Annotated in this window: 10 protein-coding genes; 7 read left to right on the forward strand and 3 right to left on the reverse strand. The window is 73.6% G+C overall.

Annotated features, from left to right (window positions below; translation table 11 throughout):
- Nucleotides 1–42: 42 nt before the first annotated feature.
- Together ICW40_RS07925 and ICW40_RS07930 are read right to left on the reverse strand one after the other, a co-directional pair.
- Nucleotides 43–1,098, reverse strand: a complete 1,056-nt coding sequence (locus tag ICW40_RS07925; RefSeq protein ID WP_221653292.1) for an ABC transporter ATP-binding protein — start codon at nucleotides 1,096–1,098, stop codon at nucleotides 43–45.
- Between the two features lie 81 nt (nucleotides 1,099–1,179).
- Nucleotides 1,180–1,887, reverse strand: coding sequence for an NUDIX hydrolase (locus ICW40_RS07930; protein ID WP_221653293.1), 708 nt, complete (start codon nucleotides 1,885–1,887; stop codon nucleotides 1,180–1,182).
- A 95-nt stretch (nucleotides 1,888–1,982) separates the two neighbouring features.
- Here ICW40_RS07930 and ICW40_RS07935 point away from each other — a divergent pair, with 95 nt between their 5' ends.
- The 6 genes from ICW40_RS07935 to ICW40_RS07960 all read left to right on the forward strand — a co-directional run bounded on the left by ICW40_RS07935 (nucleotide 1,983) and on the right by ICW40_RS07960 (nucleotide 9,595).
- Nucleotides 1,983–2,987, forward strand: coding sequence for an SPFH domain-containing protein (locus ICW40_RS07935; RefSeq protein WP_221653294.1), 1,005 nt, complete (start codon nucleotides 1,983–1,985; stop codon nucleotides 2,985–2,987).
- A 1-nt stretch (nucleotide 2,988) separates the two neighbouring features.
- A complete protein-coding gene (locus tag ICW40_RS07940; RefSeq protein WP_221653295.1) occupies nucleotides 2,989–3,924 on the forward strand; it encodes a hypothetical protein in 936 nt (311 codons plus the stop codon).
- An 85-nt stretch (nucleotides 3,925–4,009) separates the two neighbouring features.
- Nucleotides 4,010–6,298 carry a carbon starvation CstA family protein gene (locus ICW40_RS07945; RefSeq protein ID WP_221653296.1) on the forward strand — a complete coding sequence of 763 codons (2,289 nt, stop codon included), beginning with the start codon at nucleotides 4,010–4,012 and terminating at the stop codon, nucleotides 6,296–6,298.
- Nucleotides 6,295–6,507, forward strand: a complete 213-nt coding sequence (locus tag ICW40_RS07950; RefSeq protein ID WP_221653297.1) for a CstA-like transporter-associated (seleno)protein — start codon at nucleotides 6,295–6,297, stop codon at nucleotides 6,505–6,507. Before ICW40_RS07945 ends, ICW40_RS07950 begins: the two co-directional genes overlap by 4 nt.
- Before the next feature lie 54 nt (nucleotides 6,508–6,561).
- Nucleotides 6,562–7,074, forward strand: a complete 513-nt coding sequence (locus ICW40_RS07955; RefSeq protein ID WP_221653298.1) for a nucleoside deaminase — start codon at nucleotides 6,562–6,564, stop codon at nucleotides 7,072–7,074.
- A 49-nt stretch (nucleotides 7,075–7,123) separates the two neighbouring features.
- On the forward strand, nucleotides 7,124–9,595 hold the full coding sequence (locus tag ICW40_RS07960) for a putative bifunctional diguanylate cyclase/phosphodiesterase (protein WP_221653299.1): 2,472 nt from the start codon (nucleotides 7,124–7,126) through the stop codon (nucleotides 9,593–9,595).
- A 42-nt stretch (nucleotides 9,596–9,637) separates the two neighbouring features.
- On the opposite strand, the gene ICW40_RS07965 is transcribed toward ICW40_RS07960, so the two are convergent.
- Nucleotides 9,638–10,531: a formate/nitrite transporter family protein gene (locus ICW40_RS07965; protein ID WP_221653300.1), complete on the reverse strand. Its 894-nt coding sequence runs from the start codon at nucleotides 10,529–10,531 to the stop codon at nucleotides 9,638–9,640.
- Between the two features lie 26 nt (nucleotides 10,532–10,557).
- Here ICW40_RS07965 and ICW40_RS07970 point away from each other — a divergent pair.
- A partial coding sequence (locus ICW40_RS07970; RefSeq protein WP_308121700.1) for a sulfurtransferase occupies nucleotides 10,558–10,897 on the forward strand: 340 nt, incomplete at its 3' end.

The raw sequence follows: 10,897 nt of genomic DNA on the forward strand, positions 1-10,897 counted from the left end.
CGGCCGGCGGGTCCGCGAGCCCGACCGCCGCGGGCGCCGCGCTCACGCCGTGCCGCCCGGGACGACGTCGTCCGCGGTTCCCGGCCGCGCGGTCGCGTCGAGCGCGAGCTCCCCGAGGTAGACCTTGCGGATCACGTCCTCGATGGCGGGCTCCTCGATCGCGACGTCGACCACCTCGGCGACGCCGAGCACGCCCGTGAGCACGCGTCCGGCGTCGAGCGTGAAGCGGTCGAAACGCACCGACACCTCGCGGTCGTGCCCGCCCGCCGCGACCGTCGCTGCGGGGAGGGCCGCGGTCAGGGCAGCCAGCGAGCCGAGCGGCTCCCGCAGCTGGAACGTCATGCCGCGGTCGCGTGCGTAGCGGTCGGCGACGGCCGCGAGCGAGCCGTCGTAGATGGTCCGTCCGCCGTCGATGATGACGATGCGGCGGCAGATGTCCTGGATGTCGCCGAGGTCGTGCGTGGTCAGCATGACGGTGGTGCCGCCGTCGACGAGCTCCTTGACGAACGCGCGCACGCGGTCCTTGACGGAGATGTCGAGGCCGATCGTCGGCTCGTCGAGGTAGACGATGCGCGGCTCGTGGAGCAGCGCGGCCGCGAGGTCGGCGCGCATGCGCTGGCCGAGGGACAGCTTGCGCGCCATCTGCGGCAGGAACTCGCCGATGCCGAGGATCGCGTCGAACCGCTCGAGCTGCTGCTGGTAGGTGCGCTCGCCGATCCCGTACATGTCGCGCAGCAGCCCCAGCGACTCGCGCACGGGCAGGTCCCACCACAGCTGCGTGCGCTGGCCGAAGACGACGCCGATCTGCCGCGCGTTCTCGATCCGCCGCTCGTGCGGCACGAGGCCGCCCACGCGCACCTGCCCGGACGTCGGCACGAGGATGCCGGTGAGCATCTTGATCGTGGTCGACTTGCCGGCGCCGTTGGGCCCGACGTACGCGACCGCCTCGCCGGCCCCGATGGACAGGTCCACGCGGTCGACGGCGACGTGCTCGGTGAACCGGCGCTGCACGAGGTGCTTGAGCGAGCCGGCGAGCCCGGGGTCCTTGTCGGCGCGGCGGAAGACCTTGGTCAGCTGGCTGGCTTCGATGAGCGGCACGCGCGGGAGTCTTGCACCGGGGCGTGACACGAGTCACCGTCTTTACCGGTCAATCTCAGCCCTCGGGCGAGGGCCGTGCGCTCAGCCCTCGCGCAGGAACGGCGGGTGCAGGGTCGTCGTCGCGCCCGCGCGGAAGAGCGCGGCGGGGCGTCCGGGGCCGTCGGCGACCGTGCGCCCGGTGTCCTCGAGGAACCCCGGGGTGCTCGTGACCTTGCGGTGGAAGTTGCGCGGGTCGAGCGGCGTGCCCCAGACGATCTCGTAGACCCGCCGCAGCCGGGACACCGTGAACTCGGGTGTGCAGAACGCCGTCGCGAGCGAGGTGTACTCGAGCTTCGCACGAGCCCGCTCGACGCCGTCGCGCAGGATCGCCGCGTGGTCGAAGGCGAGGGGTCCTGCGAGCGCCTCGTCGACGACGAGCCACGCCGCCGCGGCCGCGTCCCCGCCGGGACGGGGCTCGGGCAGGGACGGCGCGAGCGCGAGGTGCGCGACCGAGACGACGCGCATGCGGGGGTCGCGGTCCGGCTCGCCGTAGGTCGCGAGCTGCTCGAGGTGTGCGCGCCCCGCTCCCGTGCCGGCGTGCAGCCCCGTCTCCTCGGCCAGCTCGCGCTCGGCCGCGGCGAGCAGCCCCTCGCCCTCCCGGACGAAGCCGCCGGGAAGCGCGCGGACGCCCGCGAACGGCTCCTCGCCGCGCGTCACGAGCAGCACCTGCAGCGCCTCGTCGCGCACGGTGAGCGCCACGAGGTCGACGGTGACCGCGAAGGGCGGGTAGCCGGCGGCGTCGTAGGACATGGCGCGAGAGTAACGGTCACCTTGACGAAAATCCATCAGGAGGTTTAGCGTCGTAGTGACGAGAACCCGTCACCACCGAGCCCGAGGAGCCCACCATGGCCACCATCACGCGCTACCCGTTCGTCCGGCACCTGCGGACGGCGCCGACGTCGTTCGTGCTCCACCTGCACAACGGCCGGGTCCGCCACCAGGGTCAGGGCGCCGCGTTCTGGTTCCGGCCGCTCGCCGCGGTGATCAGCGAGGTCCCCCTGGACGACCGCGAGCTGCCGCTCGTGGCCCGCGCGCGCACGGCGGACCTGCAGGAGGTGACGGTCCAGGTGACGGTGAGCTTCCGGTTCGCGGACCCGACGCTCGTGGCCGGCCGCCTCGACTTCGCGATCGACCCCCAGCGGGGGCACTGGACGGGCACCCCGCTCGAGCAGGTCGCCCACCTCGTGGGGGAGCTCGCGACCGCCCACGTCATGGACGCCGTGGCCCGCATGCCGCTCCTCGCCGCGGTGGCGGCGGGCCCGGGCGCGCTGCGGCTCGCGGTGACCGAGGGCCTGCGCGCCGACGAGCGGCTCGCCGCGACCGGCATCGCGGTCCTCGGGGCGCGGATCGGCTCGGTCCGGGCCGACGCCGACATGGAGCGCTTCCTCCAGACGCCCGCACGCGAGCAGGCGCAGGCCGACGCCGACAAGTCGACCTTCGAGCGCCGGGCGCTCGCGGTCGAGCGGGAGCGGGCCATCGCGGAGAACGAGCTGGCCAACCGGATCGGCCTCGCCGAGCGCGAGCAGCAGCTCGTCGCGCAGGAGGGTGCCAACGCACGCACGCGGGCCGACGAGGCCGCTGCCGCCGCGCTCATCGAGGCCGGCGCCACGGCCGAGCGCCAGGCCCTGCTCGCGGAGACCAAGGCGCGGACCACGCGCCTGCTCGGCGAGGCGGAGGGTGCGGCCGAGGCGGCGCGCGTGGGTGCGTACGCCGGCGTCGACCAGGCCGTGCTGACGATGCTCGCGCTGCGCACGCTCGCCGACAACCTGCCGAGCATCGGCCAGCTCACCGTGACGCCCGACCTGCTCACGGGCGCCCTCGCCGGCCTGACCGCACGGAAGGCGGCGTGAGGTGACCGTCGCCCCACGCGTCGTCGTCGTCCACCGGCGCACCGAGCTCGACGGGCTGGTCGACCAGCACGGGACCCGCGGGCAGGCCGAGTTCTTCCTGCGCACCCGCGGACGGACGCTCGCCGAGGTGCAGGCCCGCCACGACGCGCAGGCCGAGGCACTTGCCGCCGTCCGGGCGGCCGTGCCCGCCGCCTGGCGGCGCGGTGACGCGGAGCGCGCCGACCTGCACCGGTTCGCGTTCGAGCCCGGCGACGTCTGCGTCGTCGTCGGGCAGGACGGGCTGGTCGCCAACCTCGCGAAGTACCTGGGCGGGCAGCCGGTCGTCGGCGTCGACCCGGAGCCGGGGCGCAACCCCGGCGTCCTCGTGCGGCACCGCGCCGCCGCGGTCGCGCGCCTCCTGCCCGACGTCGTCGACGGCCGGGCGCCGCTCGAGCGTCGTGCGATGGTCCGGGCCGAGCTCGACGACGGGCAGGCGCTCGAGGCGCTCAACGAGGTGTTCGTCGGGCACGTGAGCCACCAGTCGGCGCGCTACCGGCTCACGGCTCCCGCCCGCCGGGGTCCGGACCGGGACGGCGACGGCGACGGCGAGCGCCAGTCGTCGTCGGGCCTCATCGTCGCGACGGGCACCGGCGCGACGGGGTGGGCCGCCTCGGTGCACCGCGAGCGGCGGCCGGACACCGGCCCGTCCGGCCTGCCGCGGCTGCCCGGTCCCGTCGACCGCGGCCTCGCCTGGTTCGTCCGCGAGGCGTGGCCGTCGCCCGCGACCGGGACGACGCTCACGTGCGGCGGCCTCGCCGACGGCGAGCGGCTGGGCGTCACGGTGGAGTCGGACGCGCTCGTGGTGTTCGGCGACGGCCTCGAGGCGGACCGGCTGACGGCGACGTGGGGCCAGACCGTCACCGTCTCCCTCGCGGCCCGCACGCTCGCCCTCGTCTGACCGGGGTCGCGCTCCGGGTTGTGGAGCGGCCCCGGCTGGTTAGTGTGCAGAGCGGAGCAGGGGGCCGTCTCGAGGGGGAGATGTCATGGCGGATCGCTCATGGGCAGGTGCCGACCGCAGCGGGGGCGGCGGGGTGCTGGAGCAGGACCCGGACCTGCCCCCGGTCGCCGTCGACCCGGACGTCCTCGAGGCGGAGCATCGACGGTGGACGCCCGTGCGGATCGCGGTGTGGACCGCGATCGCGCTGCTCGGTGGCGTCGCGTGGGTGGTCATCGCGATCGTGCGCGGCGAGACCGTCAACGCGATCTGGTTCGTGTTCGCGGCCGTGTGCACGTACCTCATCGCGTACCGGTTCTACTCCCGGTACATCGAGCGGCACCTGCTGCGGCCCGACGACCGGCGCGCGACGCCCGCGGAGTACAAGGCGGACGGCAAGGACTACGTCGCCACGGACCGGCGCGTGCTCTTCGGCCACCACTTCGCGGCCATCGCGGGTGCCGGGCCGCTGGTCGGCCCCGTGCTCGCCGCGCAGATGGGTTACCTGCCGGGAACCATCTGGATCATCGTCGGCGTCGTGCTCGCGGGCGCCGTCCAGGACTACATGGTGCTGTTCTTCTCGATGCGTCGCGGTGGCCGGTCGCTCGGCCAGATGGCGCGTGACGAGCTCGGCGTGATCGGCGGCACGGCGGCGCTGCTCGCGACGCTCGTCATCATGATCATCATCGTCGCGATCCTCGCGCTCGTCGTCGTGAACGCGCTCGCCGAGAGCCCGTGGGGCGTGTTCTCCGTGTCGATGACCATCCCGATCGCGCTCTTCATGGGCTGCTACCTGCGCTTCTTCCGACCCGGCAAGGTCGCCGAGGTCTCCGTCATCGGCTTCGTGCTGCTGCTCGCGGCGATCGTGGGCGGCGGCGTCATCGCCGAGACGGCGTGGGGTGCGGACCTGTTCACGCTCGACAAGGTGACGATCGCGTGGGGCATCGTCGTCTACGGCTTCGTGGCGGCCGTGCTGCCGGTGTGGCTGCTGCTCGCACCGCGCGACTACCTCTCGACCTTCATGAAGATCGGCACGATCGTCATGCTCGCCGTGGCCATCGTGCTGGTGCGGCCGGTCCTCGAGGTGCCCGCGCTGAGCGAGTTCGCCGCCAACGGCCAGGGGCCTGTCGTGGCCGGCTCGCTGTTCCCGTTCCTCTTCGTGACGATCGCGTGCGGCGCGCTCTCGGGCTTCCACGCGCTCATCGCGTCGGGCACCACGCCGAAGCTCGTCGAGAAGGAGCGCCAGACGCGCCTGATCGGCTACGGCGGCATGCTCATGGAGTCCTTCGTCGCGATCATGGCGCTGGTCGCGGCGCTCTCGATCGACCGCGGCATCTACTTCGCCATGAACGCCTCGGGCGCCGCGACGGGCGGCACGGTCGAGGGGGCGGTCGCGTTCGTCAACGGCCTCGGGCTCGCGGGCGTCGACCTCACGCCGGAGATGCTCACGCAGACGGCCGAGGACGTGGGCGAGGAGTCGATCGTCTCGCGCACCGGGGGCGCGCCGACCCTGTCGGTCGGGCTCGCGCACATCATGCAGCAGGTCGTCGGCGGCAGCGGGATGATGGCGTTCTGGTACCACTTCGCGATCATGTTCGAGGCGCTGTTCATCCTCACGGCCGTCGACGCCGGCACGCGCGTCGCGCGGTTCATGCTCCAGGACTCGATCGGCAACGTCGTCCCGCGGTTCAAGGACACGTCGTGGCGCCCGGGCGCCTGGCTCGCGACCGCCGTGATGGTCGGCGCGTGGGGCGCCGTCCTCCTCATGGGCGTCACCGACCCGCTCGGCGGCATCAACACGCTCTTCCCGCTCTTCGGCATCGCGAACCAGCTGCTGGCCGCCATCGCGCTCGCCGTCTGCATGGCGATCGTCGCGAAGCAGGGCACGTTCCGGTACCTGTGGGTCGTGGTGCTGCCGCTCGCGTTCGCGACGGCGGTGACCGTCACCGCGTCGCTGGAGAAGATCTTCTCGCCGGTCCCGGCGATCGGGTACTTCGCGCAGCACCGGGCGTTCCGCGACGCGCTCGACGCCGGCGAGACCAGCTTCGGGACCGCCACCAGCGTCGAGGCGATGCGCGCGGTCGTGCGCAACACGATGATCCAGGGCGTCCTGTCGATCGTGTTCGTCACGCTGACCGTCGTCGTGATCCTCACGGCCGTGGCCGCGGTGTGGAGGTCGTTCCGGCGTCGGGCGGCGACGAGCGCGGAGGACCCGCCGGCGCCGTCGCGTCTCTACGCGCCCGCCGGGCTCGTCACGACCCCTGCCGAGAAGGCGCTCGAGGCGCAGTGGCTCGAGCACCAGGCGGCCCGTCCGCGCGTCCGCACGGGGCACCGGTGACCGCGGCGGGGAGCCTCGTCGGGCGCGGGGTGCGCGGGGTCGCGTGGTTCGTGCGCGGCGTGCTGCGCGAGGACGCGTACGAGCGCTACCTCGAGCACGAGGCGAGCCACGGACGCCGCCCGACCGACCCGGGCGTCCTGACCGAGCGGGAGTTCTGGCGCGACCGGACGGACCGCCAGGACCACGCGCCCGAGGGCCGCTGCTGCTGACCGGCGCCCCGGAGGGGGTTGCGCCGTGCGCCCCGCCGGACGAACCCTGGGCGGATGGGTCCGACGCGACGCCTGCACCACCCGACCACCACGACCGCCGACGACGACGAGCGCTGGCTCGCGCTGTCGGTCGCGCACGCCACCGACAGCGTGTCGGAGGGGGGCGGGCCGTTCGGGGCCGTCGTCGTCCGTGCGGGTTCGCCCGTGGCGTCGGGGCGGAACCGCGTCGTCCCCGACCTCGACCCGACCGCCCATGCCGAGGTCGTGGCGATCCGCGCGGCGTGCCGGGAGCTCGGGAGGTTCTCGCTCGCCGGCACGACGCTCTACAGCTCGTGCGAGCCGTGCCCGCTCTGCCTCGCGGCGGCGCTGTGGTCCCGCGTCGACCGGCTGGTGTTCGCGGCGGACCGGGACGACGCGGCGCGCGCCGGGTTCGACGACCGCGCCTTCCACGAGCTCTTCCGCAGCGACCCGGCGACGTGGCCCCTGCCCGTGGTGGCGCACCGGATCGACGGCGCGACCGCACCGATGGACGCGTGGCTCGCCGCCTCGGGCCGCACCCCCTACTGACGGGGCGGGCCGCCGGTGGGACCCTGATCGAGGACCGCAGGAGGTGCGGATGAGCGCGTGGGGCCTCGTGGCGGGGCAGGTGCTCCTGTACGCCGCCTTCCCGTTCTGCTTCGCGTTCTTCCGTCGCCGGGTGCGGCTCGTGCTCTGCTACGTCTACATCGCGATGGTGCTGCTCGTCGGCGGCTTCTTCGGCTCGGTGTACACGGTCCCGGTCGCGCCGGGCGTCGAGCTCAGCGCGGGCAGCGTCCTGTACGGCGCCCTCGTCCTCACGGCCTTCATGCTCGTCGCCGGCGGCCACGACCCCCGGGTGATCCGGAACGTCGTCAAGATCGTCGTCGTCGTCAACCTCTTCAAGATCGGGCTGCTGCTCCTGACCGCCGAGGCGCTGCGGAGCGACGCGGCACGCAACCCGTTCGGGGTCCCGCCCGAGGTCTTCAGCGTGTCCATGCCCGTGGTGCTCATGGGCGGCCTGCTGATCATCGGCGAGCTCATGGTGATCACCGTCGTGCTCGAGGCGCTCAAGGTCAGGGTGCACGGTCGCGCCGCCCTGGCCGTCCTCCAGGTCGCCCTCTTCGTCGGGGTGCTGGTCCTGGACGGGGTCGCCTTCCCCGTGCTGGTCGCGCCGTCGAGCCCCGACCTCGGCGCGCTCGTCGCCGCGGGTGTCCAGGCCAAGCTCGTGCTCGCCCTCGCCTACGCGGTGCCCCTCGCGACCTTCGTGGCCGCCTTCGGCCTGCGCCGGCCCGAGGAGGAGGTCGCCCCGCTGCGCTTCTCGGAGCTGTTCTTCACGCCGCGCAACGACCTGCTCGACGAGGTCGCCCGTCAGCACCGGGCCCTCGAGGCGAGCGCGCGCAAGTACCAGCGCCTGGTCGAGTCGACCGGGGACGCCGTCGTCGGCGTCACGCGCACGGGTCACGTGTCGAGCTGGAACGCGGCGGCCGGGCGCCTGTACCGGGCGACGGAGGAGCAGGCCCTCGGCCGTCCCTGGGCGCCCCTGCTGCTGCCCCGCGTGCCGCGCGAGGAGGCCGACGCGCTCCTGCGCACGGTGCTCGCGGGCACCAAGGTGAGCGACCTCGAGATCGAGCTCGACGCGCCCGACGGCAGCCGCACCCACGTGTCCGTCACCCTCTCGCCCGTGCACGACGGCGGCGAGGTCGTCGGCATCGCGTTCTTCGGGAGGGACACGACCGAGCGGCACCGGATGCAGGAGGAGCTCGCGCACCAGGCGCTGCACGACACGTTGACGGGCCTGCCGAACCGCAGCCTGCTCGTCGACCGGCTCGACCAGGCGCTCGCCGCCGGCGAGCGGGCGGGCACCTCGACCGCCGTCCTGTTCCTCGACCTCGACCAGTTCAAGATGATCAACGACAGCTCGGGCCACCACGTGGGGGACGAGCTGCTGCTCCTCGTCGCCGAGCGGCTGGCGGGCGCGGTGCGACCCGGTGACACCGTCGCGCGGTTCGGCGGCGACGAGTTCGTCGTGCTGTGCCCGGGCCTGGACGCCGACGGGGCGACGGCCGTGGGCGACCGGCTGCTGCAGGAGCTGCGCCGGCCGTTCCGGCTCGCCGGCCAGCGCGTGTACGTGACGGTCTCGATCGGCATCGCCGTCGCGCCCGGGGACCCGCAGACGCTGCTGCGGCAGGCCGACGCCGCGATGTACGCCGCGAAGGCGCGGGGGCGCGGCCACGTCCAGCTGTTCGACCACAGCATGTCCACCCTCGTCGAGGGCCGGCTGTCGATGGCCGGCGACCTGCGCGACGCGCTCGAGCACGACCGGCTCGCGCTGCACTACCAGCCGGTCGTGGACCTCGGGTCCGGACGGCTCATCGGGCTCGAGGCGCTCGCGCGGTGGCACCGACCGGGGTACGGGTGGGTCCCGCCGGACGAGTTCGTCCCCCTCGCCGAGGCGAACGGCATGATCACCGACCTCACGGCGTGGGCGCTGCACCGCGCGTGCACCGACGGCGCCCGCGCGCTGCGCGACGGGGTGCTGCCGGCCACCGGCCACGTCGGCGTGAACCTCTCGGGTCACGACGTGAGCGCACCCGGGCTCGTGGAGACCGTGCGGTCCGCGGTCGAGGCGACCGACGGCGGCTTCGCCTTCACGAACCTCGTGGTCGAGGTCACCGAGTCGGTCGTGATGATCGACGTCGAGCGCTCCACGGACGTCCTGAACGCCCTGCAGGAGCTGGGCGTGACCATCGCGATCGACGACTTCGGCACCGGCTACTCGTCGCTCACCTACCTGCGCCGGTTCCCGGCGCGCCTGCTCAAGATCGACCGGTCGTTCACGAGCGGCATGGTCGGCTCCGCCGAGGACCGCGCGGTCGTCACGTCCGTCGTGCAGCTCGCGAGCGCGCTGAACCTCGCCACCGTCGCCGAGGGGGTCGAGACGGAGGAGCAGCGCGAGGAGCTCGAGCGCATGGGCTGCAGCACGGCGCAGGGCTACCTGTGGAGCCCGGCGCGCCCGATCGACGAGCTCGTCGCGTGGGCGTCGGGCCGCGCGGCCCACGCGACCGAGTGAGCGGCGGGCGCCGCAGGCGGTTCGTCCGTGCCCGGGGCCGGTTCAGGCGGCGTCGTCGGCGGTGCCCGTGGACGTCCCGTCGGACGTGCCCGCGCGGCGCCGCCGGTAGGTCGTGTCGTCGTTGACGTACGCGTAGTACAGGCCGATGAGCAGCCCGCCACCGAGGAAGTTCCCGACCAGCGCGATGCCGACGTTCGCGGCCGCGAGCCCGACGTCGATCCCCTCGCGGAACCCGACCACGGCGAACAGCACGGTGTTCGCGACCGAGTGCTCGAGGCCCAGGAACGCGAACATGAAGACCGACATGATCATGGCCAGGCTGCGCGTGAGGTCGTCCTTGATGATGCCGTTGTAGACGAGCAGCATCGCGATGTTGATGAGGAAGTTGCACAGGATCGCGCGCACGAGCAGGTCGACCCAGCCCGTCGCACCGGCGCTGATGTACTCGAGCTTGACCTCGACCGCGGCGATCATCTCGGGCTGGGCCGGCCCGGTGAGCAGGGTGGAGAACCGCAGGAGCGCCGCGACGACGAGCCCGCCGAGCAGGTTGCCGACGTAGCAGAGGCCGAGCACGCGCAGCGCCTTCCCCCACGTCGTGCGCCGGTGGTACGCACCGATCGAGACGATCATCATGTTCGACGTCAGCAGCTCGGACTTCGTGTAGTAGATGAAGACGAGCGCCCAGCCGAACGCGAGGGCACCCGCGATCCGGCCGAGCGGGCGCAGGGTCGAGTCGCCGACGTCGACCGCGTCGAACGCGCCGATGATCGCGAAGTTGGTCAGGTAGAGGATCCCGATGAGGAAGCCCGCCATGGCCGCGCGCTGGAGGTAGCGCCGCGCGAGCTCGCCGGACATCGTCGTCTTGGTGTCGAGCGCCTCGAGCGCGGTGCTGATGAAGTGCTTGCCCGGGAAGAGCGAGGCGGGGTCGGCAGCCATGGCGCCTACGGTGGCAGGGTGGGGCGGTGGACACCACATCGCTCGTGGACGTGAGCACGCTGCGCCGTCTCCTCGACGGCCCGCCCGAGGATGCGCCCGTGCTGCTGGACGTGCGCTGGTCCCTCGCCGGCGCCGACCGCGCGGGCTATGAGGCCGGCCACCTGCCCGGCGCCGTGTTCTGCGACCTGGACCGCGACCTCGCCGCCCCGCCCGGCGCGGGCGGTCGCCACCCGCTGCCGGACGTCGCCGACCTCGAGGCGACGCTGCGCCGCCTGGGCGTCGCGCCGGACCGGCACGTCGTCGCCTACGACGGCGGCTCGGGCGCCGGGGCTGCGCGCGCCTGGTGGCTGCTGCGCTGGGCGGGCC

This window comes from Actinotalea ferrariae (genome assembly GCF_019733465.1).
GTDB classification, from domain to species: Bacteria; Actinomycetota; Actinomycetes; order Actinomycetales; family Cellulomonadaceae; genus Actinotalea; species Actinotalea ferrariae_A.

Coding starts and splice junctions, on each gene's coding strand:
- ICW40_RS07965 (WP_221653300.1), bottom strand. CDS start 10,531: ATGGCTGCCGACCCCGCCTCGCTCTTCCCGGGCAAGCACTTCATCAGC.
- ICW40_RS07935 (WP_221653294.1), top strand. CDS start 1,983: ATGGCCACCATCACGCGCTACCCGTTCGTCCGGCACCTGCGGACGGCG.
- ICW40_RS07955 (WP_221653298.1), top strand. CDS start 6,562: ATGGGTCCGACGCGACGCCTGCACCACCCGACCACCACGACCGCCGAC.
- ICW40_RS07945 (WP_221653296.1), top strand. CDS start 4,010: ATGGCGGATCGCTCATGGGCAGGTGCCGACCGCAGCGGGGGCGGCGGG.
- ICW40_RS07960 (WP_221653299.1), top strand. CDS start 7,124: ATGAGCGCGTGGGGCCTCGTGGCGGGGCAGGTGCTCCTGTACGCCGCC.
- ICW40_RS07930 (WP_221653293.1), bottom strand. CDS start 1,887: ATGTCCTACGACGCCGCCGGCTACCCGCCCTTCGCGGTCACCGTCGAC.